Origin of the sequence: Klebsiella sp. CD33, from assembly GCF_051992865.1 — a bacterium.
GTDB lineage: Bacteria > Pseudomonadota > Gammaproteobacteria > Enterobacterales > Enterobacteriaceae > Klebsiella > Klebsiella pneumoniae.
In genome coordinates this window covers 4,765,418-4,789,156 of the sequence record NZ_CP197023.1, presented here as the reverse complement: position 1 = coordinate 4,789,156, position 23,739 = coordinate 4,765,418, and the positions used below count along the sequence as shown (strand labels likewise).

Below are 23,739 nucleotides of genomic sequence, written 5' to 3'. Positions count from 1 at the left end.
CAATCCCTGTCAGCAATCAGTGAGGGGGAAATTATAGGCGCGACGTGGCGGTTAGGATATCAGAATCAGGTCAAGGCGCCGCCCATACGGCACTGGGCGAAGCGTAGAATATCTTCAGCCAGCCGCCGGGCGGTATCCACATCCGTCTGGCTACGTTTGACCAGCAGACGGCTCAGACAGCCCTCGACAATCAGCTCCATCTGCTTGGCGACCATTTCCGGGTCATCCACCTCCAGCTGAGTCAGCAGCTCGTGAGTGTAGGCCAGCGAAGCCTGCTTCTGCTGTTCCGCCAGCTGGTGAATGGGGTGCTGAGGATCCGGGTAGAAGGTGCAGGCGGCGATAAACAGGCAGCCCGGGTACCGCTGGTTGCTTACGCAGGTGGTGAGTGCGGCATAGCGTGCCAGCAGCTTTTGCTCTGCGCTTAAGGTCTCGTCCAGCAGGAGCTGACGACGCCAGGCATCCACCTGCTGGCTCAGATAGCGAAGCGCGTCGTACAGCAGCGCTTCGCGGTCAGGCCAGAAGCGTTTCAGGTCGCTCGTCGGGCAGGACACGCGCTCAGCGACCATCTCCAGCGACGTGTTGGCGATACCTTCAATTTCAAGAATCTTAATGGCTTCTGCCAGGACGTCTTCACGTAGCACGGTGTTCTCCTCCATCTTTCCTCCTAAAGTGTCGCTCACGCTTGCCAATCGCGCAAATGGGCGCTGAATGCCGCGGCATCCATAAAGCCGGTGACTCGCCGCTCAGGCTGTTCCTGACCCTCAGCGTTGAAGAACAGGATCGTCGGCAGACCCAGCACCTGCAGGTGTTTCAGCAGCGCGACGTCTTGCGGGCTGTTCTTCGTCACATCAACCTGTAATAACACGGTGCCTTTCAGCGCCTGCTGCACGTCAGGTGAACTAAAGGTGTATTTTTCAAACTCTTTGCAGGCCACGCACCAGTCGGCGTAAAGATCGAGCATCACCGGTTGACCTTTCGCCTGCGCCAGCGCCTGGTCAAGCTCGGCCACCGAGCTGACGCGGGTGAAAGCCAGGTGCGCCTGCTGCTCGGCCGCCGGGGCGCCAAACGCCCAGTCCTGCAGAGGCCGCGCGCTGACCAGCGCGGCGGCAAGCAGAATGATCTGTACCAGCCGCATCCACGGCCGGGTAGCGCCCAGCGAGGTGATAAACGCCCAGCTGAAGAAGGCGACACCGAGCATTGACCACAGCCGTAACCCCCACTGGTCGCCGAATATGCGTTCCAGCAGGAAGACGGGCAGGGCAAGGATCACAAACCCGAAGGCGGTTTTCACATGGCTCATCCACGGGCCGCTTTTCGGCAGCAGGCGATTGCCAAACACGGTCACAAGGATCAACGGCAGACCCATGCCCAGCGCGTAAAGGTACAGCGTGCCGCCGCCCAGCCACAGATTACCGCTCTGGGCGATATACAACAGAATGGCGCTTAGCGGCGCGGTAGTGCAGGGGGAGCAGATCAGCCCGGCAATAGCGCCCATCGCAAAGACCCCGCCGGGCGAGCCGCCCTGGCGCTTATTGCTGAGCAGCGTCAGCCGGGTCTGCAGCGACGACGGCAGCTGCAGCGTGAACAGGCCGAACATGGAGAGCGCCAGCAGTATAAACACCGCCGACAGGCCGACCAGGACATACGGGTGCTGCAGGGCCGCCTGGAACTGCAGCCCGGCGGCGGCTACCACCAACCCCAGCGCGGTATAGGTCAGGGCCATCCCCTGGACGTAAATAAAGGCCAGCAGCAGGGCGCGCGCGGTGGAAAGCCGCTGTTTTCCGCCCAGCACGATGCCCGAAATCAGCGGGTACATCGGCAGCACGCAGGGGGTGAAGGCGATACCAATGCCAATCAGCAGCGCCCACAGGGCGGTGAAGGGCAGACGAGCGGGGACGTCTGCTGGCGGCGCCATGGCAGGCGCCTGCGGCACGGCGTTCTCCTCCATCGGGCGCGGTTCAACCGGCAGCGGCGGATTGAAGGCCGGGCGATGGTTCAACGACGACACGGGCGCGGCGGCGGTTGGCTGAGCGTCGTTTGAGGCCGCCCGCACGGCGCTCAGCGGGATCACTTTAGTCTCCGGCGGATAACAGAATCCGGCATCGGCGCAGCCCTGCCAGGTGACGGTGAGAGTAGCCTCTTTGTCCGCCTCCTTCACCGTCACCGGCACGGTCAGGCGTTGGCGAAAGATCTCGCTTTTGCCGTAAAACTCATCTTCATGCCACTCTCCCGCCGGCAGCGCCGGTTCGTCGATCGTCGCCCCGGCGGCGCTGAAGGTAAACTGTTGACGATAAAGATAATAACCATCCTTGATTTGCCAGCTCAGGTTGACGTCATGCTGTTGCTGCTGAAAGTCAAAGGCGAAAGCTTGATCAGCAGGCACGAAGTTCGAGCGCCCCGGCGCGTCGAATAACCCGGCGGTGGCTGATGTGCTGCACAGCAGCAGGATCAGCGTAATGATGCGGTAAGCCATGAGAGGTAATCGTTGTCTCCATGCGTGACGGGTAGAACCAGCAGTTCTGGGGTTTGATACGGATGGTGTGACTTCAGGCAGTCCAGCAGCGCCTGCTGATGGGCAAGGTCAGTTTTGAGTAGCATCTGCACTTCATACTCCTGCTCGAGTTTCCCTTCCCAGTAATACAGAGAGGTAGCCCCCGGCAGTAGCGTGGCGCAGGCTGCCACCTTTTCCGCCAGCGCTTTTGCCGCCAGATCCTGGGCGGTCGCTTCGTCCGGCGCGGTACAGAGCACAACAACAGCATCAGGCGTAGTCATCATGAACCTCGTATCAGCGAAAAGAGGCACTATAACACGCAAGATGCGGGGATATTAGCGTAACGAGCGGGGAAAGTGAGGGCAACGGAAGGCGGGCCCGTAGTGGGCCCGCCGCCAGCGGTATTTACAGCATAATCCCGCCAAAGATAAAGCCAAGGATCACGCACAGCGTGATAGCGATAACGCCGGGGATCAGGAAGGCGTGGTTAAAGACATATTTACCAATGCGGGTTGAGCCGGTGTCGTCCATCTCTACCGCCGCCAGCAGGGTTGGGTAGGTCGGTAGAACGAACAGCGCCGAGACCGCGGCAAACGAGGCGATAGCCGTCAGCGGGCTGACGCCCAGCAGCAGCGCGGCAGGCATCAACGCCTTGGTGGTGGCTGCCTGCGAGTAGAGCAGCGTGGCGGCGAAAAACAGTACCACCGCCAGCAGCCATGGGTAATTGTGCAGCAGATCGCCGGCCACGGCCTGGATGTCGCTGATATGCGCTTTAACGAAGGTATCTCCCAGCCAGGCGACGCCGAGGACGCAGACGCAGGCGCTCATCCCGGACTTAAAGGTGCTGGCGTTGAGCACTTCGCCGGTGTCGATTTTACAGGTGATGCTAATCAGGGTGGCGATGGTCAGCATAAATACCACGATCGCCTCGTTACGCGGCAGCACCGGGTTCTTAATCAGGCCGACGGTATCGCTGATGGCCGTGGCGTAGAACATCACCGCCACGATGCCGATCAAAAACAGCAGAACTGAACGTTTGGCGTGCGGCTGCAGCTCAAATACCTGGCTACCGCGCAGTCTGACTTCCCCCTTGGCCAGCCGCTCCTGGTAAACCGGATCGTCTTTCAGTTCGCAGCCGAGGAAGTTGCAGACGATAGCGGTGAGCATCACCGCCAGCAGCGTGACCGGAATACAGATGGCCAGCAGCGTCAAATAGCTAACGCCCAGCGGTTCAAGGATACCTGCGAAAAAGACCACTGCGGCGGAAATGGGCGAGGCGGTGATCGCTATCTGGGAGGCCACCACCGCAATCGACAGTGGACGAGACGGACGAATGCCTTGCTCTTTGGCAACTTCGGTGATCACCGGCAGCGTGGAGAAGGCGGTATGGCCGGTGCCAGCGAGCACGGTCATAAACCAGGTCACCAGCGGGGCAAGGAAGGTAATGTACTTCGGGTGGCGGCGCAGCATCCGTTCGGCGAGGCTGACCAGGTAATCCATCCCGCCGGCGACCTGCATGGCGGCGATAGCGGCAATGACCGCCATAATGATTTCAATAACGTCGAAGGGGATCGCACCCGGTTTAATTTGAAAAATAAGCGTCAGGACAAGGACGCCAAGGCCACCGGCAAAGCCGATACCGATGCCGCCGAGCCGGGCGCCGAGATAAATCGCCAGCAGGACAATAACCAGTTCTGCACCAAACATATATGCCTTCCTTGTTTTTTAACAAGTTGATATTGAATTGTTGTATTTTAGTAAAACCAAAAAGCAAAAAAGGCATGTCATCGCTGACATGCCTTTGAATGACTAACCTGAAAGATTACTGTTCGCTTTCATCGGTATAACGCTTTGCTTTATAAGCGGGATGCATCAGGTTTTGCGCAGAGAAAATATCATCCAACTCCGCCGCCGTCAGCAGTCCGCGCTCCAGCACCACTTCCCGTACGCTCTTGCCGGTTTCGGCACAGATCTTGCCGACGATATCGCCATTGTGGTGGCCGATAAACGGGTTGAGGTAGGTGACGATGCCGATGGAGTTGTAGACGTAGCCTTCACATACCGCTTTATTGGCGGTGATGCCGTTAACGCATTTCTCCAGCAGGTTGTAGCAGGCGTTGGTCAGGATATGAATCGACTCGAACATCGCCTGGCCGATCACCGGCTCCATCACGTTCAACTGCAGCTGACCGGCTTCGGAGGCCATGGTCACAGTGGTATCGTTGCCGATAACTTTGAAGCAGACCTGGTTGACCACCTCCGGCACCACCGGGTTAACCTTCGCCGGCATGATTGAAGAGCCAGCCTGCAGCTCAGGCAGGTTGATTTCGTTGAGGCCCGCGCGCGGACCGGAAGAGAGCAGGCGCAGGTCGTTACAGATCTTGGATAGTTTCACCGCCAGGCGTTTCAGCGAGCTGTGAACCATAACGTACGCCCCGCAGTCCGAGGTGGCTTCAATCAGATCTTCCGCCGGGACGACCGGTAAGTTGCTTACTTCAGTCAGCTTCTGCACCGCCAGCTGTTGATAGCCGTCCGGGGTGTTGAGGCGAGTACCAATGGCGGTGGCGCCGAGGTTCACCTCCAGCAGCAGCTCCGCAGTGCGCAGAATGCTTTTGGTCTCTTCATTAAGCAGCACATTGAAGGCATGGAACTCCTGGCCGAGGGTCATCGGCACCGCGTCCTGCAGCTGGGTGCGGCCCATTTTGAGGATGTCCTGGAACTCCACGGCTTTCGCCTGGAAGCCTTCGCCCAGCTGTTTAATCGCATCGATTAACTTAAGGATGGAGGCATACACCGCAATGCGGAACCCGGTGGGGTAAGCATCGTTGGTGGACTGGCATTTGTTGACGTGATCGTTTGGGTTCAGGTACTGGTATTCGCCTTTCTGGTGGCCCATCAGCTCAAGGCCAATGTTCGCCAGGACTTCGTTGGTGTTCATGTTTACGGAGGTACCGGCCCCGCCCTGGAAGACATCGACCGGGAACTGGTCCATGCATTTGCCGTTATTCAGGACTTCGTCACAGGCGGCGATAATCGCATTTGCCGCGCTTTTGGGAATGGTCTGCAGCTCCTTGTTCGCCAGCGCGGCGGCTTTCTTAACCATGACCATGCCGCGCACGAATTCTGGTATGTCGCTGATTTTGCTGTTGCTAATGTAGAAGTTTTCAATCGCTCGCAGAGTATGAACGCCGTAGTAAGCGTCCGCGGGAACTTCCCTGGTGCCCAACAGATCTTCTTCGATACGAATGTTGTTTAACATGTGAACCTTCTTTTCAAGCTGCCAATGAATTCACCAAACACACAGAATATCCAGTATTCAGTATATTTTCTGGCCGACGATTATTTCCTTAACCGGCCCGGTGCCCAAGATCATATGCTGATGATAGCGAATATCAGTAAGCTTGATCACTTATTACATTGCGGGTATGAGAAGATTTATTAATCTGTGAAATGGGTCACCGCTTTCTTATTCCTGAGAAAAATAAGCCTTTCCGCTGATTGAAAAGCCGCTCAGCATCCCCATGTTAGTGGGATGCGATCAGCAAATTGATGATTACGGGCGCTGAACGCAGCGCCCGTTGATGAAGGAGACGCCGGTGCGTTGGATTCCGTTTATTGCCTTTTTTCTTTACGTTTACATTGAGATATCGATCTTTATCCAGGTTGCGCACGTGCTGGGCGTCTTTATGACCCTGATCCTGGTGATCTTTAGCTCGGTGGTAGGGATGTCGCTGGTGCGTAACCAGGGCTTCAAAAACTTCCTGCTGATGCAGCAGAAGATGGCCGCGGGCGAGAGCCCGGCGGCGGAGATGATCAAGAGCGTATCGCTGATTATCGCTGGTCTGCTGCTGTTGCTCCCGGGGTTCTTTACCGACTTCCTCGGCCTGCTGCTATTGCTGCCGCCGGTGCAAAAGCATTTGACGATGAAGCTGATGCCGCACCTGCGCTTCAGCCGGATGCCGGGCGGCGGCTTTAGCGCCGGAACTGGCGGCGGAGAGACCTTCGAAGGGGAATTCCAGCGCAAAGATGAGCAGCGCGACCGTCTGGACCATAAGGACGATCGCCGCGATTAACATTCCCCCGGCCCGGTCAGCAGATGCGACCGGGCCGCTTTCTTTGCAGGCCTACACGCTTCCCGTCGCCAGCTTGCGCCTGGGTAAAAACAGCCACAGCCCCGCCAGCATCACCAGCGCGTACAGGCTTTTCCAGCCGACCATCGCCAGCAGCAGCAGACAGAGAATGCTGCCCACCACCGCCAATAGCCGATAGCGACCGCGCAGCAAACGACAACCCGCCAGCATGCACAGCAGATAGATCATGATGAAAATGCCATTGGCGTAAACGATCAGCGCGTCCAGATTGATATCGAGCAGATAGATGCCAAGGGTGCTAACTACGCAGGATCCCAGCACGGCGTTGAGGGCGTTGCGCGGGATCTGCCGTGGCGACAGCCTTGCGAGGTAGCTGTGTGGCTTATGCTGCGCTTGCGACCAGACCAGGCGGGCAAAGCTTTGAATATAGATGTTGAGGCTGGCGAAACAGGCGAGATAGCCGATGACGCAGGCTACCCACAGCGCTTCGACGCCGAACAGACGGACCACGATATTCGGTAATGACGCCGCCGCCGCCATCTCCTCGCCAAAGGCGTGGAAGTGCAGCACCAGCACGGTGCAGGCCCAGTAGACCGAGCCGGCAAGCAGCAGGCCTATCATCAGCGCCCTGGGGAAATCACGCTCGGGATGTTTAAACTCCGAGGCGAGATGCGCGAAGGCTTCCAGACCGACAAAGCACCAGAACATCACCGACAGCGCCAAAAAGAGCTGCCCGCGGTCAATCTCCGCCGGGGCCGGGAAGGGGATCTGCGCCGGGCTTATCCCGCCGCGCCACCAGACTACGACGATCAGCGCCACAATCAGTACGGCAACCAACGTCTGCAGGTTGGCGCTGGAGCTGGCGCCACGCGAACCGACCCACCAGACGATGGCCAGGGTGCCCAGCTCCGCCAGCAGCAGCTGCGCATCATGCCAGCCGAACAGCGCCTGGCCAAAACCGGTGGCGATGTGCAGGGCGGCGGGGAGTCCGACCGGGATAACCGATAAAAACAGCCAGCCGGTGACGCTGGCCAGACGTGGCCCAAAGGCCATATCGACAAAGTGGGCCACGCCGCCCGCGCTGGGAAAATGGCGGCCGAGCAGGGCGAAGACGATGGCAATCGGGAAAACAAGGAGAATGAGCAGCGGCCATGCCCACAGGCTGTTATCGCCAGCGACCAGCGCCGCCAGCGCCGGGACGGCGAAGACGCCGGTACCCAGCAATGAGGTGGAAAGCAACCCAACTCCCTGTCCCAGCCCTAACTCCTGTTTTAAACCACTCATGATTCAATCCTGCGCCAGTGAAAAAAAAGAGAGTATCACAATCGCTTTTCCTTATGACCGATTGCCTGACATGGCCGCTTTTTGTGCGCCAGCGCAAAGGTAAAAATTTTTTTTAATTTTGCCCTTGAAGCCGTAAATGGCCATCCCCATCTCTCTCTGCACTAGCCGGTAAACCGCGTTCGGCCCGGCGTCACCCATAACTGATAATGACTTTCTCGAAGGAGAGCTATCAATGAGTATTCGTCCGTTACATGATCGTGTGATCGTCAAACGTAAAGAAGTTGAAACCAAATCTGCGGGCGGCATCGTTCTGACCGGTTCTGCAGCAGCTAAGTCAACTCGTGGCGAAATCATCGCTGTCGGTAAAGGCCGCATCCTGGAAAACGGGACCGTGCAGCCGCTGGACGTTAAAGTTGGTGACATCGTGATTTTCAACGATGGCTACGGCGTGAAGACTGAAAAGATCGACAACGAAGAAGTACTGATCATGTCCGAAAGCGACATCCTGGCAATTGTTGAAGCTTAATTCGCACGACCCTGAACGAATTTGAGGAATAAAAGAAATGGCAGCAAAAGACGTAAAATTCGGTAACGACGCTCGTGTAAAAATGCTGCGCGGCGTAAACGTACTGGCAGATGCAGTTAAAGTGACCTTGGGCCCGAAAGGCCGTAACGTGGTTCTGGACAAATCCTTCGGCGCGCCGACCATCACCAAAGATGGTGTTTCCGTTGCACGTGAAATCGAACTGGAAGACAAGTTCGAAAACATGGGCGCGCAGATGGTGAAAGAAGTTGCCTCTAAAGCGAACGACGCAGCAGGCGACGGTACCACCACCGCAACCGTACTCGCTCAGGCTATCGTGAACGAAGGCCTGAAAGCTGTTGCAGCAGGCATGAACCCGATGGATCTGAAACGCGGTATCGACAAAGCGGTACTGGCTGCAGTAGAAGAGCTGAAAGCGCTGTCCGTTCCGTGCTCTGACTCCAAAGCTATCGCTCAGGTAGGTACCATCTCCGCTAACTCCGACGAAACCGTCGGTAAACTGATCGCGGAAGCGATGGATAAAGTTGGTAAAGAAGGCGTGATCACCGTTGAAGACGGTACCGGTCTGGAAGACGAACTGGACGTAGTTGAAGGTATGCAGTTCGACCGCGGCTACCTGTCTCCGTACTTCATCAACAAGCCGGACACCGGTGCCGTTGAGCTGGAAAGCCCGTTCATCCTGCTGGCTGACAAAAAAATCTCCAACATCCGCGAAATGCTGCCGGTTCTGGAAGCCGTAGCGAAAGCTGGCAAACCGCTGGTCATCATCGCTGAAGACGTTGAAGGCGAAGCGCTGGCGACCCTGGTGGTTAACACCATGCGCGGCATCGTTAAAGTGGCTGCGGTGAAAGCACCGGGCTTCGGCGACCGTCGTAAAGCTATGCTGCAGGACATCGCTACTCTGACTGGCGGTACCGTTATCTCTGAAGAGATCGGTATGGAGCTGGAAAAAGCGACTCTGGAAGACCTGGGCCAGGCGAAACGCGTGGTTATCAACAAAGACACCACCACCATCATCGATGGCGTTGGCGAAGAATCCGCAATCCAGGGCCGTGTTGCTCAGATCCGTAAGCAGATCGAAGAAGCGACCTCCGACTACGACCGTGAAAAACTGCAGGAACGTGTCGCTAAACTGGCTGGCGGCGTGGCAGTAATCAAAGTCGGTGCGGCTACCGAAGTTGAAATGAAAGAGAAAAAAGCACGCGTCGACGACGCCCTGCACGCAACCCGTGCTGCGGTTGAAGAAGGCGTGGTGGCTGGCGGCGGCGTAGCGCTGGTTCGCGTTGCGGCGAAACTCGCTGGCCTGACCGGTCAGAACGAAGATCAGAACGTCGGTATCAAAGTTGCGCTGCGCGCAATGGAAGCGCCGCTGCGTCAGATCGTGTCCAACGCCGGTGAAGAGCCGTCTGTTGTGGCTAACAACGTGAAAGCTGGCGACGGTAACTACGGTTACAACGCAGCAACTGAAGAATACGGCAACATGATCGACTTCGGTATCCTGGATCCAACCAAAGTCACCCGTTCTGCACTGCAGTACGCGGCTTCCGTGGCTGGCCTGATGATTACCACCGAGTGCATGGTGACCGACCTGCCGAAAGGCGACGCGCCTGACTTAGGTGCTGCTGGCGGTATGGGCGGCATGGGCGGTATGGGCGGCATGATGTAGTGCGACGAGAGTCGCGTAGGTAGCTAGCCTAGCGGGCTACGTCGATAGTGAACACTAACTTTGGTTGTGTTCACTATATCCCGCATTAAGTAGCATAAATGTAATAAATGTCCGATGTTCCGGACTTTAAATGCCTCCGGAACATCGGCGCTTCGCTTAGCGAAGCCCTAACTTCCGGATATGGCTTTAAAGTCAGAGTCCCTTAAAACTTACAAATGTATTAACTGTTATAACTATTTGAAATTTATCAAATATATTAACTTTTATAACTATTGTAACGTCTCAATAGATTCACGCTGAAGCAAGTTGCTGTTTTGACTTGTGATGTAGCGGGGAAAACATCGTCTTTATTAATGTTATGTACGCTAGCACCTACCGGTGTGAAGCTGTACGCATGATTGTCTGGCTGTATTGCTGTTTGATACAGAGCCAGACCTGTTATGTAACTAGCAGTAGCCTAGGAGCAGCGCGTCGCCAGTAATGGCGAGGTGTGAGAGCGCTCTGACAATGTACTCCCCGATGTTTGGGTGCTGTTTTATCGTGAGATAAGCAGTGGATTTTGCCAGTAGCAGGCAAATGAGAGGCTAGGCTGGATCATAGGGTTAACGTTAAGTGAACTGTCCGTAAGCACCGTCAGCCGCAAGCAGCAAAAGCTACTGATATGCTGTGACCAAAAGGTACAAGGTCGGTTATTCCTTTTACATCTGGGAATACGTTACCAACAGACCTTCGGTGTATAGGCAGAACCTAAGTGATTCGTGTCATGAGTACGGAACTCGGTAAGCCCGTATCTTCGCCACAATGTGGCAGGTGAGTCGCAAGACAAGCTGTTGAGGGTGCGGGTAGAGGAGGTTGGAGAAAGCGAATGCCATTCTGTAATGGAATGGATAGGGGGTTAAAGGTTCCTCCACCGGAAACGGGGCAGACTTCCGACTGGTCTTTAATTGTGTGCAGTACTGTAAAGCAATCTAACGTGGCAGAAAGCTGGCTAAGGTGGTTCATACCCACCCTAACCAGACCCTTGCGGGAGCATAAGATAACTCCCGTAAGGGGGTTGTCCGTCTGCTATTCGCTCGGGGCTTTCTAACCAAAGCACTGAGGAGGGTAGCAAGTTGAGTACGTTAATAAAAGTACCTGCGCTTTCCGGCAGGGCGGAAAATTGGCACCAGATTAACTGGCGTCAGGTACACCGTCAGGTCAGAGGGCTACAGATACGAATCGCAAAGGCAACGGAGCAGAAGCGCTGGCGTAGGGTGAAAGCCCTGCAAAGGATGCTGACGCGCTCGTTTGCAGCTAAAGCACTGGCTGTCAGGCGAGTTACCGAAAATCGAGGCAAAAAGACAGCCGGAGTGGATCGCCAGTTGTGGAACACTCCCGGAAGTAAGTGGCAGGCGATAGGCCAGCTAAAACGGACGGGTTACAAACCGTCTCCGTTAAGGCGTGTTTACATTCCCAAGAGCAACGGCAAACGCCGTCCTCTGGGTATACCGACGATGAAAGACAGAGCGATGCAGGCGTTATACCTGCTGGCACTTGACCCCGTCTCGGAAACAACGGCCGATCGCAACAGCTATGGCTTCCGTCCGGCTCGTTCAGCAGCAGATGCGATTGAGCAATGTTTTGTTAATCTCAGTCGTAAAAGCTCTGCTGAATGGGTATTGGAAGGCGATATAAAAGGGTGTTTTGACAATATCAGTCATGACTGGTTACTTGCTAACATTCCGTTGGATAAACAGGTACTCGGGAAATGGCTTAAAGCGGGATTCATGGAATCCGGTCGGTTACACCCGACGGAGGCTGGTACACCACAGGGGGGCATTGTTTCTCCGGTACTGGCGAATATGGCACTGGACGGGCTGGAAGCGGTGTTAGAAACCCATTTCGGGAAGAAAAACACCAAAGCCAGCTACAAAACCAAGGTCAATTATGTGCGTTACGCAGATGATTTTATCATTACGGGTATCTCTAAAGAGTTGCTGGAAGATGAAGTCAAACCCCTCGTTGAAGCCTTTATGGCGGAACGGGGGTTGCAATTATCACCCGAAAAAACGGTGATAACGCATATCTCCGAAGGGTTTGATTTTCTGGGGCAGAACGTGCGCAAGTACCATGGCAAGATGCTGATAAAGCCTGCTGCTAAGGGATTGCGTAACCACCTCCAGAAAGTCCGGCAAATAGTGAAGCGCAATGCGGCATCAAAACAAGGTGATCTGATAAGGCAACTTAATCCGGTACTTCGGGGTTGGGCAAATTATCATCGTCATATTGTCGCCAAAGAAACGTTTAGCTATATCGACTATCGCGTCTGGAAGTTGCTCTGGCGCTGGTCATGCCGTCGGCACGGTAATCGCAACAAGTACTGGGTGAAACAGAAGTATTTTCACTCTGTAGGTAGCGAAAACTGGGTATTCCAGAGTGTCGATGCGGATAACGGCCTGCAAAGGCTGTTCTCCTGCAAAGATATCCCTATAAGACATCACATTAAAATCAGGTCTGAGGCTAATCCATATGATCCGGTTGACGAGTTGTACTTCGAACAGCGGCAGGTTAAGCGCTGGAAAGAAGGTAAAATGCAGCACGGAAAACTGCGGTTGATATGGGAGCGACAGGGCCATCGGTGTCCGGTCTGTCACCAACTATTTAAAGATAATGATGATTGGGATGTCCATCACATTATTAGACGGGTAGATGGTGGCGGTGACGAAATCGATAATTTAATGATGCTGCATCCTAACTGCCATCGGTTGGTGCACAGTTAAAAAATACGCTCGACAGTCACTAGACCCACATCTAATCTATGGTTTTATACCTTGATGGGAGTGATCTATGAGCATTATTAAACGTCATATGGAAGATCAGCAGGATAAATTCAATGTTGCCACTAATATCGCAATTGAAGCTGGGGTATTAGAACGCTGCGAATACTGTGAAGCTACGGTTTTTCAAGGTGATGAGGACATTGAAGAAGCCTATAAGCTTGGTAACACTCAATTTAGTAAAGGCAAATTTGAAGGTTTCTTTGAATCTCGAAGAGAGATGACAGATGCTATCAAAGACGCAGTGGAATCGGGTGACCATGCGGCAGAATGCTGTTTCTATTGTCACGATAAAATGTACGGTGATGACTGAGCATTAACGTTGTCGGCCCAACAGTAGTGCGGGCTTATAAAGGCTTGAGCCGTATGCGGGGAAACTTGCATGTACGGTTCTTAGGGGGCGGCGGCACAGTAATGTGCTGCTGCTACCCGACATCGTGCGCTCTACGGCATAAAAAAGCAGAAACCCCTGGCCAGCAATGGCTGGGGGTTTTTCTTTTGGCGCGCTTTTTAGTATAAGGCTTATACATAAAAATCATTTAAGCTGCATCAGAGCGGCAAGCACCTCTGTTTCGGGCGTGAACTGACAAGCGCGGCCGGGGAGGAAATGAACGCGGCTCATGCCGACGCAGTTTGAAGGATGACAGATTTACATCCGGGCCAGTGCGTCCAGCTCATCGATCATGGGGAATAACATGCAGGTAAAATATTTAGCAGGGATTGTCGGCGCAGCCTTACTGTTGGCAGGTTGCAGTTCCAGCAATGAATTAACCTCTGCCGGCCAGAATGTGCGCTTCGTGCAGGAGAAGCCGGGCGCAGAGTGTCAGCTGTTAGGGACCGCGACGGGTAAACAGAGCAACTGGCTCTCCGGCCAGAATGGCGATGAGGGTGGTTCCATGCGCGGTGCGGCAAACGCCCTGCGCAACCAGGCGGCAGCCATGGGCGGCAACGTGATTTACGGCGTCAGCAGCCCGACGCAAAACCTGCTGTCGAGCTTTGTGCCTACCGACAGCGAAATGAACGGCCAGGTTTATAAGTGCCCGAACTGATGCGTGACGCCTCTCTCCGCGAGCGCAGAGAGAGGCGTGGTCGTTAGATGAGGATCAGGCGCTAAGCTCCGCTTTCTTTTCAAGGTAGAAGGCGTGTAGGGGACGCAGGCATTCTTCCAGACTGAGCATTCTTCCCGGCTGGGAAGGGATGACAGTACTGAAGATCTGACATGGCGCCAGCTCCGCGTGCATCGCCTTGAGCTTGGGGCTTTTCTCGATAATCCGCGTCACAACGTTATTTTCCAGTTCTGATAAATGCGGCGCACTGGTTTTCACCACCGCACCGGAGACAATTTTCTTGCCTTCGTCTGTCTCGCAGCAGTACAGCACACCCAGATAATGGGAAAACAGGTTTAGCTTCCAGTCTTCCTGGGGATACTGCTGGTAATCAATATTGGGTTGAGTGGTTAAGTCGACGGTATAGCACATTAAAAAATCCATATTTGAGCTTAAGTATTGGATTAGTGTTTGATCGCCTACAGTTTTTAATGCTTGTTGAATACCTATTATCAGGGCTTCTACTTGCCTGTCGTCAATACATAAAGTACTAATCTGTTCATCCTGAAATACAAGAATTAACGTTGACTGTGTTTCGCCAGGTTTGAGCGTAATGGACATGATTCGCCGCTCAGGGGATGGTTGCTGTATTTCAGCCATCTCAACCTGAGGGATATTGGCAACAACTGCCTCATTATAGGTGATAAGCTCATCTTTATAGGCCTCTCCTTGGTTTTCAAGCCGCTGAAAAATCACAGCCATTCTGCTCTGCAGTATCAGGAGCAGATCGGCTAGCACCGGTGCCTGAAGATAGTAAATTTCGCAAAAGCCATTTTCCTTCTTAACTTTTAGCAGCAACGCTAAAAAACGCTCTTCAAAGGTAATTCCGGCGGTATTAAAACCTATAAACGTTCCTTGCATATTCATATCCTTTATTAAGCAGTAGTCACCGGCTTCGATTGTGCGAGATCGATAACACGATCGGCGGATGCAATGGTCGATGGTCGATGCGCGACGATAATCCGGGTAATACTTAGCGCTGAAATAGACTGATTGATAACCGACTCATTTCTGAGGTCAAGATGGCTGGTAGCCTCATCCATAAATAAAATACTCGGTTTGCGATACAGTGCACGGGCGATCAGGATACGCTGCTTTTGCCCGCCTGAAATGCCCAGTCCAAGTTCGCCGACAATGGTTTCGTACCCCATGGACATCTTCATGATTTCATCATGAATGTTGCAGCGTCTGGCACATTCCATCACAAAATCAAGATCGGCGTTATCATCAAATCCACTAATATTATCAATAAGTGAACCGGAAAAGAGGCGGTCTTCCTGTAGCACGCAGGCGATACCAAGACGGTAGTTATTTAAGCCAATCTTTTTAATCTCCAGATTATCTGCAAGTATTTCACCTGAGTCAGGTGAGAGCAGTCCGCACATCACTTTTAAAAGCGTTGTTTTGCCAACCCCGGATGGACCAATTAGCGCGACTGATTCTCCAGGATCAACGGTAATGTTCAGATTGGTGAAAATGGGTTGCGAAAAAGGATCGTACTGGTAACTTAGATTTCTCACTTCTAATTTTACGCCAGTATTTTCTGTAAACACCCGGCGTGAAGGAAGTTCTTTCTCTGGTTCACTAAATGCTATTTCTGATAGACGTTCATTATGCAGAGATAGCATACGAAGCTGCATGACCAAATCAATGAGATTAGATGCTCGTTGCGAAAATTGGCCGCGGTAAGCATTGAATGCCATAAACATACCGAGCGTCATCTCGTTATCAATAACCATGATAGCACCCAACCACAGTACAGCAACCTGATCGATTGAAGTGATGAAAGTATTAATGCCACCATACATCATATCAAAACGAGTTTGCTTTATGCCTGCATTACTGGCATCGACGTTAAGATTCAGCCAGTGCTGCGAGCGACGCTCTTTTAAATTTAATGCCTTTATTGTAGAAATACCGTACAGTGACTCCATAAAGTGGGAATTTGCACGTGCGCCTTTAACGACCTGTTCTTCCGTAACTCGACGATAAAATCCATAGGTTGCGAAACGCATAATCGCATAGCAAACGGTAAAACCAACGACGACCCATACTAACCAACCACCGTATAAGGTCAGCATCACCAGTAAGCCGATTGTCATTATGGAATCAATGATGCCGGTGACGATACTATTGGTAAATATTGAGCGAATGGTATCCAGAGACGAGAAGCGAGATTGAATATCACCTAGATGCCTTTTCTCAAAAAAGGATAATGGTAAACTTGCCAGATGGTCAAATAGCGTCGTTTTCCATTGAATATTTGTCAGCGTATTTAATGTCAAAGACGTCCATGCACGTAACATGCTAATAAACATGCGGAATAGGGTAAAAAATATCAAGCCAATACAAATAACAGAAAGTAAGCTTTGATCGTGTGCCATGATAACATGGTCGGTTACTAGTTGCGTACCAATCGGTAACAGGAGGCCGATAGCTTCAACTACAACCGAATAGGCAAAAATCTTTATAAGAGCCGGTTTTAAACCAACAATTTTATGCATAAGATCCAGAAGTCGCAGCCTGGATTTTGCTTCTTCTTGTTGGAAATTATGGTCGGGCCACAGTTCAAGTGCAACGCCGGTAAAATTGTTTGACATCTCGCTGATGCCGATGACTCGTTTACCCAGAGCCGGATCGTGAATAATAAATCCGTTTTTTCTTACTTTCGTAAGAACGACATAGTGATTCATTCCCCAATGAATAATGCAGGGAAGTTTAAGTTGCTTAATTTCATCGAGATCGAGAGCTAACGCTCGGCTTTTTAGACCGGCATGCTCTGCCGTTTTGCTTAGAGACATCAGTGAGGAGCCCTGTGAGGGGCTACCAAACCGCTGACGAAAATTAAACAAATCGATATTCAGCCCATAATAACCACAGACCATTGCCAGACAGGCAATACCACATTCTGATGATTCAGACTGAAGTATAACAGGCGTTTTGTTAACCAAGGAAAAATTTAACTTCGCAACTACGGTTTTGAATAGTTCGTTAGTCATTGATCGGCCCAGTAATGCTTTGAGTTATCTTATACACAGGGGTAAACATCCACATATAAAGTGGGCGCTCTTCCAGGAATACAACAGCTTGAGCCTTGAGGCCATTTGAAAGCGAAAGCGTTTTGCCATTATACTCGAAAGTTTTGTTTTCTATTTTTACTATGGTTTTATAGAGCGCCAGTTCCTGCTGATTAGTTCCGTTATTCACATTAGTGTATTCAGACAGTTCCTGTCGAGATGTAGGTACTGAAGATATCGAAAGTATCTTTCCAGGGAATTGCCCAAATTTATCAGCAGGGAAAGCATCATAACGAATGTTTATAATGTCACCAGGTTTTACATAAGGTATACTGTTATTAGGTAGCCATAGAATAAGATAATACTCTATATCACCAGTAGGTTGGATCTGAGCTAAGCTGCTACCTTTATCAACCATCTGCCCTTTAGTAACAGCCAGCGATTCAATTCTTCCTTCTGTGGTTGCTTTAATAATGACATTGCCATTTGCATTTGATTCAACCAGCTGATTTTTATAATCATTTATCTGATTTTCCTGAGATGAAATTTGGTTGTCAAAATCTGCTATTTTTGTAATCCTATCGCTATTCAACTGAGTTATTTGTGACTCCAGTTGCATCTTTTGGCTGACCAATGACTGATAGGTGCTCTGTTGCTGAAAGTATAGTGAATGCTGATAATTATACTGATCTTTGGTGATAAGACCGTCACTAAGATATTTATCGTAGCTGGAAAGATTATCATGCATTTTCTTTAAACCAGTCTGTGCATTAACCAGCATGCGATTCGTTTCTTTCAACGAGTCATTGATGGTTTGTAGTTGTTTATCTAAAGATAACCTGGTCTCATCTTTATTATGAGAAAGTTTAGTAATGATATCTTCAGCGTTCGCAATTTTTTCATTTATAACTTCTATTTGTGACGCACTGACGTTGCCTGATGTTGTATTTCGAGAAATATCAATTTCATATAAAGGCTGTCCTTTTACTACAATGTCGCCGACTTTAGCATATTGGGAAATAACAAAGCCTTGCTGGGGGGCATAAACGTTAACGGAATGGGGTAGTGTAATCACTTCTCCCCGAACGTCAATACGTTGGGTAAAAGAGCAAAGTATTGTAGTGGCGATCAATATGGTTAGAAAGGCAAAAGAAAGTAATGCGACAAGCCATGCTGGAATCCCTGCAAGCAACAGCGCTTTTCCTTTCCAGTGATGTTTTTTGTATTCAATCGCTTCCTTGCGATAGATTTTTCTCAACATAATTATCACTTAAATAATAAAGTGAAAAGGCCCGATACTTCAGGCCTTAATTAATTAACAAATGATGGCAACTGAATATTGCCATCATTTATAGGCAATTAGGATTAATTGCTCCAGAAGTTTAAGGTGCCATCATAGATAGCATTCATTGCGCCCTGCGCATATTCCAGAGTCATATCCCAGCCAACAATACCAGCAGCTGCGCCAAAGCAAACGCCACCAAGGATAACCCCAGAAATCATCCCTACAAGCTGTCCGATTGAGCCGATACCGAAGATACCGCCGCTCACGCCACCCCAGCGTCCTGCAAATGCAGTGCCCATGATTGCACCGATTGAAACACCCAGCGCTACAGCACCAATTTCTTTAGCAACCCAGGTCGCGACGTCGGACAGTGTATCTGTCAGCGCGCCGCCAGAAATTTCTTCCATTTCAAGGCTTTGTTGAATAAATCGAACTTTTGCTGAGTTGAAGGATCAGATCACGTATCTTCCCGACAACGCAGACCGTTCCGTGGCAAAGCAAAAGTTCAAAATCACCAACTGGCCCACCTACAATAAAGCCCTCATCAACCGTGGCTCCATAACTTTCTGGCTGGATGATGAAGCTATTCAGGCCTGGTATGAGTCGGCAGCGCCTTCTTCACGAGGCAGACCTCAGCGCTATTCTGACCTTGCCATCACGACTGTGCTGGTCATTAAACGCGTATTCAGGCTGACCCTGCGCGCTGCGCAGGGCTTTATTGATTCCATTTTTTCTCTGATGAACGTTCCGCTACGCTGCCCGGATTACAGCTGTGTCAGCAGGCGGGCAAAGTCGGTTAATGTCAGTTTCAAAACGCCCACCCGGGGTGAAATCGCATACCTGGTAATTGATTCCACCGGGCTGAAGGTCTTCGGTGAAGGCGAGTGGAAAGTCAAAAAGCATGGCCAGGAACGCCGCCGTATCTGGCGTAAGCTGCATCTCGCCGTTGACAGTAAAACACATGAAATCATCTGCGCTGACCTGTCGCTGAACAACGTTACGGACTCAGAGGCCTTCCCCGGGTTAATCCGGCAAACCCACCGGAAAATCAGGTCAGCCGCCGCCGATGGCGCTTACGATACCCGGCTATGTCACGATGAACTGCGGCGTAAGAAAATCAGCGCGCTTATCCCTCCCCGAAAAGGTGCGGGTTACTGGCCCGGTGAATATGCAGACCGTAACCGTGCAGTGGCTAATCAGCGAATGACCGGGAGTAATGCGCGGTGGAAATGGACAACAGACTACAACCGTCGCTCGATAGCGGAAACGGCGATGTACCGGGTAAAAGAGCTGTTCGGGGGTTCACTGACGCTGCGTGACTACGATGGTCAGGTTGCGGAGGCTATGGCCCTGGTACGAGCGCTGAACAAAATGACGAAAGCAGGTATGCCTGAAAGCGTGCGTATTGCCTGAAAACACAACCCGCTACGGGGGAGACTTACCCGAAATCTGATTTATTCAACAAAGCCCCATTTCAAATACAGTTAATTGATGCATGATTAGTCCTTTAACTAAAATTAAAATTATATATTCATTCCAGACCAGAAGTTGGTCCGCAGAGAAGATAGTTGTTACTGTAGTATGAATCAACTCAACAATGTATGAATTATTGATGAAGTTATGGGAGTAAACTAAATTTAATATGAAGTGTTTTTGATGGTGCTGAAAAATAACATTTTTTGAGAATTCTTGAGGATTTTTCATTATTATAAAAGCGACCGGGCATTGTCTGTTGTTATCTTTGGGTGTTAAATGAAATGCCATTATTTTGAGGATGTTTTATTAAATATAAAAAAGGCGGATAAAACCCGCCTTTTTTATAAGTGCGCCGTTTAAACTATTCTTCCTGAACCACAACCTCCAGCATAGCTTTTACATGCCCTGAGGTGACTTCGGCGCTATTGTCACTCATTCGATAATAGTCAGCGGTAAAATTAAAGCTTTGTGATGCTTTGGCCTTGGAAAAACTGTACGCTTCTGCATCATAAAATGTAATGGGGGTGTTGTCTTTCTTGAAAATAATGCCGACATTACTTGCGGCTTCGCTGCCGGTTAACATATTATCGATGATGCCGTCCCCGGCGGGGCTGGTACCAGTTACAGGGTTAAACCAGTAGTAAAGCTTGTTGCCAATTGATCCGGTTGGGCACGAAACATTCATTGTGATGGTTTTCTGTGAAGGTGTTGTACCACCTCGTGCAATTGACATTAATGTATTTTTTTCAATTTTATTCAGGGTAATTTGACTAGGTCCAGATACTGAAATATCACAAGAAGTATCTTTATATGAAATACTCTTGAATTTTAGGTATGCAGTTAGTAATAGTCGGTCAGATGCTCTGGGGTTGGTGTTTAAGTTACCTGCTGAAAACTTGAAGACCGGATTAGTACTGGTTCCGGATGTATCAATGACAGGCTTTGTTTTGATTAACCATACAGTCATAAATTTATAATCATCATTCGAATCGTTAATTGGTACGATTGTAGATTCTGCAATTGCCGGTTTTATTGAACCATTTTTACTACTCAAAATGTCTGAAAACTGAAAGCCAATCCCATCTATGCCGGTTTCATAGACCGGTTTGCCCATTATACCCGTGACGCCGGTAACTTCCGGTGCTGTTGAGGTAATAATATACTGGTCTCCCATTATTTTGCTGCACTCAAATGTTTTATAATGTCCGGTGCCGACTTTTTTGGTATAGAGAACTGTACCCACCGGAATTGTTGGGTCTGTTGCGATTTTAGGACTTAAGTTAAAATTTGCTTGTCCAGCGGAACCAGAATAATCGCATTTGGCAATTACCTCGCTACAACAGCATAGTAGGGATAAAAAAAGAAGTATTTTTCTCATTCTTTATTGTTCCTTGATCAATATTAGCGACAAACCGTTTCGATTTGACTGATGCCAGACGCTTTGCCTTCCCTGGTCGGTAAAGTAAATGAAGCATTGCACTGCTGCGCGGCGCTTTTGCCCCACTGGACGTTAAGGATCCCGGTCTGCTGCAGGCCAGACATATAAACCATACCAGCGTCGCTGACGATACTTGGCTGCGATTTACTATCTCCGGCTAGCAGGACCATCGCGCCATAAGGCACGTCCTGACCGCTGGCGGTTTTCAGATGCACAAAGGCCCGCTGGCCGATATTGCCGGCATAGTTTGCACGCACGATGGCGCCGCGCGTCGGAACGACGCTCTGCGTGGTTTCCGGCAGCTCCATATCTTCGCCAAGCGTGGAGCTGTCGAGCGTAATATCGGTGCGACGGTATGGTGTTACATATGGGACGATGGCGTAGCCGCGATAGTCGGTAGAAATGGTGTTGTCGTTAGTCAGTCTGACGTTATCCAGCCCCGGCGCTTTAACCAGTACCGCTGCGTCGGTGATGTCCTGACCCAGAGTGATGCCATCGGCATGAGCAACGATACTGCCGTTGGCGCCGTAGTCAATGCGCTCGCTGCTGCGATCATAGCTGTAGCCAGCGTTGACGCTGCCGCGGGCACCGTTATAGGTCGCCCGCATATCGCCGCTGTAGTATTCCCGGTTGCTGTACCCTTGCTGCAGGCTCCACTCCAGGCTATCGTTCTCCAGCGCATTACCACCGATGGAAACCGACTGATCGGTTGATCCCAGATTGCTGTTGGTTAACTGATAGCTGGTGTAGGTGCCAGGCAGCCAATTGCTCAGCGGCAGCGTTACGGTCAGTGTAATGCGCTGGTCGTCCCGGGCGTCTTTCCCGGAGTTATCTCCGCTCCAGGTATAGCGGTTATAGCTGTAGCCGAGGTAGTAGTTCACATTGCGGAAACCGCCGTTGTACCCCACACTGATCGACTTGTTGGTACGCTTATCATCCCAGTAATCTTCGATTAATCCGCTTACCGACAGGCTACCGAGACCTTTACCCAGGCTTTGGTTAACCGTCAAATTGGTACGGTTGCGCAGCGAGCGCGAAGTGTAGTAGCCGTCATTAGAGTAGCTATCCAGGACCTCTGAGAGAGTATGAAATCCGCGAGTGGAGTAGCGGTAGCCGGCGATGGTCACGTTTGTACCCGTTTCAAGAATGTTTTTCCCGTAACGAACACGCCAGGACTGTCCGGAGGTCTTTTCATCCTCTTTCATTTTTGACCAGGCCTGGGTGACGTCTGCCGAGGCGGCGCCCAGTTCACCAAGGTTATAGCCAAGCCCTGTCGACAGCGCCTGATATCGCGAAGCCGCCTGCATGCCGCCATATAGCGTCAGGCTGCTGGAGACGCCGTAGGTCGCGGTGGCTTGGGTAAACGGCGTTTCATCGACTCCGCCATCGTACGGGCGATATTTACCAGATGTGATCTCATATTCCAGCTGATCCTCACGGACCATCACCGGCAGGGTGGCGAACGGCACGACAAATTCTTGTTTCGATCCGTCGGATTCCTCCACTGTGACGTAAAGGTCGCCGCTACCGCCGCTCGGGTACATATCGGCGATTTCAAACGCCCCGGGAGCGACATAGGTCTGGTATACCTGATAGCCGTTTTGTTTAATGATGACGCGGGCATTGGTTCTGGCGATACCGCGAATAATTGGCGCATAGCCGCGCATACTTTCCGGCAACATCGTCGTATCGGTGGCCAGCTGAATACCGGTAAACGGCACGCTGTCGAAGATACCGTTGAGCGATGAACTCTCACCCATCACAAGGTTACTGTTGATGGAGCGGATGCTGCGCTGCATATAGAGATAGGCGGAATCCCAGTCCCCGGCACCGCTGTTGTTTTTATTCCAGGTGCTGAGGTTACGGATGCGCCACGGGCCAACGTTGAGGCCGGACTGCAGATTCAGACTGTAGTATTCATCATTGGCCTGCATGTCGTTTGAGCCGCTGAACTGATAGTTCACCAATAACGCGTTGATGCCGTCATCAAACTGATCCGGTGGAATATATCCCTGTGCGGTGGTGGATAAGGCCGCCTGCGGAATAGAGATATTTAAGCGCTGGGCGGTAAAGTCAAAATCTGCTTTGGTGTCAGGAATGACAGAAAAGTTTGCACAGCCGTTTTGATCCTCGGCTAACTCTGGAAAGGCTTTTATCCTTACGCCATATTCCGCGAGTGCTTTTAGACTCAGGCAGGGAACCAGAGCGGGTTCGCGGTTATCGCTGCTGGCGCGATTGTTGGCGACAAACTTTATGGTCCTGGTGTCCAGGTAGCGGCCATTAAACATAATATCGACCCGATAATCCCCTGGCGCCTGCGCGTTCTGAGTCTGAAATATGGATAAATCGGGAGTGGTTGATGGATCGCTACCATTCAATGAGCTAATGAATGAGGGATCGAAAAAGTCACGTGCTTGCGCTTTATTATTCAAACCAGAAAGCAATGCCGGAAGCATTGCGAGAAAGACGGTGGATAGTTTGAATAATCCATTATTCTTATTTGGCATAGACACATCCCTATAATG

The 23,739-nt window shown here is 51.3% G+C and carries 19 protein-coding genes; 7 read left to right on the top strand and 12 right to left on the bottom strand.

Features of this window, described 5'->3' with window-relative positions; translation table 11 throughout:
- Positions 1-65 precede the first annotated feature (65 nt).
- The 5 genes from ACR809_RS23440 to aspA all read right to left on the bottom strand — a co-directional run bounded on the left by ACR809_RS23440 (position 66) and on the right by aspA (position 5,750).
- Positions 66-641 (bottom strand): transcriptional regulator, encoded by a 576-nt coding sequence (locus tag ACR809_RS23440; RefSeq protein WP_004218175.1) that lies wholly within the window; start codon positions 639-641, stop codon positions 66-68.
- A 35-nt stretch (positions 642-676) separates the two neighbouring features.
- Entirely contained in the window at positions 677-2,473 is a 1,797-nt protein-coding gene (locus ACR809_RS23435; protein ID WP_049205622.1) for a protein-disulfide reductase DsbD, read from the bottom strand.
- Positions 2,449-2,772, bottom strand: coding sequence for a divalent cation tolerance protein CutA (gene cutA, locus ACR809_RS23430; RefSeq protein ID WP_002885422.1), 324 nt, complete (start codon positions 2,770-2,772; stop codon positions 2,449-2,451). Before cutA ends, ACR809_RS23435 begins: the two co-directional genes overlap by 25 nt.
- A gap of 124 nt (positions 2,773-2,896) precedes the next feature.
- Entirely contained in the window at positions 2,897-4,198 is a 1,302-nt protein-coding gene (locus ACR809_RS23425; protein ID WP_002885423.1) for an anaerobic C4-dicarboxylate transporter, read from the bottom strand.
- 115 nt (positions 4,199-4,313) lie between these two features.
- Positions 4,314-5,750: an aspartate ammonia-lyase gene (gene aspA, locus ACR809_RS23420; protein WP_122051602.1), complete on the bottom strand. Its 1,437-nt coding sequence runs from the start codon at positions 5,748-5,750 to the stop codon at positions 4,314-4,316.
- Between the two features lie 337 nt (positions 5,751-6,087).
- Between aspA and ACR809_RS23415 the strand changes: the two genes are divergently transcribed.
- Positions 6,088-6,564, top strand: a complete 477-nt coding sequence (locus ACR809_RS23415) for an FxsA family protein (RefSeq protein WP_002885425.1) — start codon at positions 6,088-6,090, stop codon at positions 6,562-6,564.
- A 51-nt stretch (positions 6,565-6,615) separates the two neighbouring features.
- Here ACR809_RS23415 and yjeH read toward each other — a convergent pair whose 3' ends face one another.
- A complete protein-coding gene (gene yjeH / locus ACR809_RS23410) occupies positions 6,616-7,866 on the bottom strand; it encodes an L-methionine/branched-chain amino acid transporter (protein WP_004146698.1) in 1,251 nt (416 codons plus the stop codon).
- A gap of 232 nt (positions 7,867-8,098) precedes the next feature.
- Between yjeH and ACR809_RS23405 the strand changes: the two genes are divergently transcribed.
- The 5 genes from ACR809_RS23405 to ACR809_RS23385 all read left to right on the top strand — a co-directional run bounded on the left by ACR809_RS23405 (position 8,099) and on the right by ACR809_RS23385 (position 13,941).
- Positions 8,099-8,392, top strand: a complete 294-nt coding sequence (locus ACR809_RS23405) for a co-chaperone GroES (RefSeq protein WP_004152420.1) — start codon at positions 8,099-8,101, stop codon at positions 8,390-8,392.
- 37 nt (positions 8,393-8,429) lie between these two features.
- Positions 8,430-10,076: a chaperonin GroEL gene (gene groL / locus ACR809_RS23400; RefSeq protein ID WP_002885441.1), complete on the top strand. Its 1,647-nt coding sequence runs from the start codon at positions 8,430-8,432 to the stop codon at positions 10,074-10,076.
- Positions 10,077-11,188: 1,112 nt separating this feature from the next.
- Positions 11,189-12,835 (top strand): group II intron reverse transcriptase/maturase, encoded by a 1,647-nt coding sequence (gene ltrA, locus ACR809_RS23395; RefSeq protein ID WP_032445264.1) that lies wholly within the window; start codon positions 11,189-11,191, stop codon positions 12,833-12,835.
- Between the two features lie 67 nt (positions 12,836-12,902).
- Positions 12,903-13,205 carry a hypothetical protein gene (locus ACR809_RS23390; RefSeq protein WP_032445266.1) on the top strand — a complete coding sequence of 101 codons (303 nt, stop codon included), beginning with the start codon at positions 12,903-12,905 and terminating at the stop codon, positions 13,203-13,205.
- A gap of 382 nt (positions 13,206-13,587) precedes the next feature.
- Positions 13,588-13,941, top strand: coding sequence for a DUF4156 domain-containing protein (locus ACR809_RS23385; protein ID WP_004152419.1), 354 nt, complete (start codon positions 13,588-13,590; stop codon positions 13,939-13,941).
- A gap of 54 nt (positions 13,942-13,995) precedes the next feature.
- Here the strand turns inward: ACR809_RS23385 and yjeJ are convergent, their stop codons facing one another.
- The 4 genes from yjeJ to ACR809_RS23365 all read right to left on the bottom strand — a co-directional run bounded on the left by yjeJ (position 13,996) and on the right by ACR809_RS23365 (position 18,707).
- Positions 13,996-14,859: a YjeJ family protein gene (gene yjeJ / locus ACR809_RS23380; protein WP_032439553.1), complete on the bottom strand. Its 864-nt coding sequence runs from the start codon at positions 14,857-14,859 to the stop codon at positions 13,996-13,998.
- A 14-nt stretch (positions 14,860-14,873) separates the two neighbouring features.
- Positions 14,874-16,997, bottom strand: coding sequence for a peptidase domain-containing ABC transporter (locus tag ACR809_RS23375; RefSeq protein WP_032439554.1), 2,124 nt, complete (start codon positions 16,995-16,997; stop codon positions 14,874-14,876).
- Positions 16,990-18,276, bottom strand: a complete 1,287-nt coding sequence (locus ACR809_RS23370; protein WP_020723552.1) for an HlyD family secretion protein — start codon at positions 18,274-18,276, stop codon at positions 16,990-16,992. Before ACR809_RS23370 ends, ACR809_RS23375 begins: the two co-directional genes overlap by 8 nt.
- A 104-nt stretch (positions 18,277-18,380) precedes the next feature.
- Complete coding sequence (locus ACR809_RS23365) at positions 18,381-18,707, bottom strand: hypothetical protein (protein ID WP_057193922.1); 327 nt, start codon at positions 18,705-18,707, stop codon at positions 18,381-18,383.
- Positions 18,708-18,744: 37 nt separating this feature from the next.
- Between ACR809_RS23365 and ACR809_RS23360 the strand changes: the two genes are divergently transcribed.
- Positions 18,745-19,713 carry an IS5-like element IS903B family transposase gene (locus ACR809_RS23360; RefSeq protein ID WP_162992557.1) on the top strand — a complete coding sequence of 323 codons (969 nt, stop codon included), beginning with the start codon at positions 18,745-18,747 and terminating at the stop codon, positions 19,711-19,713.
- Between the two features lie 424 nt (positions 19,714-20,137).
- Here the strand turns inward: ACR809_RS23360 and ACR809_RS23355 are convergent, their stop codons facing one another.
- Together ACR809_RS23355 and ACR809_RS23350 are read right to left on the bottom strand one after the other, a co-directional pair.
- Positions 20,138-21,154 (bottom strand): fimbrial protein, encoded by a 1,017-nt coding sequence (locus tag ACR809_RS23355; protein WP_017880310.1) that lies wholly within the window; start codon positions 21,152-21,154, stop codon positions 20,138-20,140.
- Positions 21,155-21,177: 23 nt separating this feature from the next.
- Positions 21,178-23,721, bottom strand: coding sequence for a fimbria/pilus outer membrane usher protein (locus ACR809_RS23350; protein WP_122051601.1), 2,544 nt, complete (start codon positions 23,719-23,721; stop codon positions 21,178-21,180).
- Positions 23,722-23,739: the final 18 nt, after the last annotated feature.

Excerpts from the sequence above, each read along its gene's own strand:
- ACR809_RS23435 (WP_049205622.1), bottom strand. The coding sequence starts at position 2,473 with ATGGCTTACCGCATCATTACGCTGATCCTGCTGCTGTGCAGCACATCA.
- cutA (WP_002885422.1), bottom strand. The coding sequence starts at position 2,772 with ATGACTACGCCTGATGCTGTTGTTGTGCTCTGTACCGCGCCGGACGAA.
- ACR809_RS23425 (WP_002885423.1), bottom strand. The coding sequence starts at position 4,198 with ATGTTTGGTGCAGAACTGGTTATTGTCCTGCTGGCGATTTATCTCGGC.
- aspA (WP_122051602.1), bottom strand. The coding sequence starts at position 5,750 with ATGTTAAACAACATTCGTATCGAAGAAGATCTGTTGGGCACCAGGGAA.
- yjeH (WP_004146698.1), bottom strand. The coding sequence starts at position 7,866 with ATGAGTGGTTTAAAACAGGAGTTAGGGCTGGGACAGGGAGTTGGGTTG.
- ACR809_RS23405 (WP_004152420.1), top strand. The coding sequence starts at position 8,099 with ATGAGTATTCGTCCGTTACATGATCGTGTGATCGTCAAACGTAAAGAA.
- groL (WP_002885441.1), top strand. The coding sequence starts at position 8,430 with ATGGCAGCAAAAGACGTAAAATTCGGTAACGACGCTCGTGTAAAAATG.
- ACR809_RS23390 (WP_032445266.1), top strand. The coding sequence starts at position 12,903 with ATGAGCATTATTAAACGTCATATGGAAGATCAGCAGGATAAATTCAAT.
- ACR809_RS23385 (WP_004152419.1), top strand. The coding sequence starts at position 13,588 with ATGCAGGTAAAATATTTAGCAGGGATTGTCGGCGCAGCCTTACTGTTG.
- yjeJ (WP_032439553.1), bottom strand. The coding sequence starts at position 14,859 with ATGCAAGGAACGTTTATAGGTTTTAATACCGCCGGAATTACCTTTGAA.
- ACR809_RS23375 (WP_032439554.1), bottom strand. The coding sequence starts at position 16,997 with ATGACTAACGAACTATTCAAAACCGTAGTTGCGAAGTTAAATTTTTCC.
- ACR809_RS23370 (WP_020723552.1), bottom strand. The coding sequence starts at position 18,276 with ATGTTGAGAAAAATCTATCGCAAGGAAGCGATTGAATACAAAAAACAT.
- ACR809_RS23365 (WP_057193922.1), bottom strand. The coding sequence starts at position 18,707 with ATGGAAGAAATTTCTGGCGGCGCGCTGACAGATACACTGTCCGACGTC.
- ACR809_RS23355 (WP_017880310.1), bottom strand. The coding sequence starts at position 21,154 with ATGAGAAAAATACTTCTTTTTTTATCCCTACTATGCTGTTGTAGCGAG.
- ACR809_RS23350 (WP_122051601.1), bottom strand. The coding sequence starts at position 23,721 with ATGCCAAATAAGAATAATGGATTATTCAAACTATCCACCGTCTTTCTC.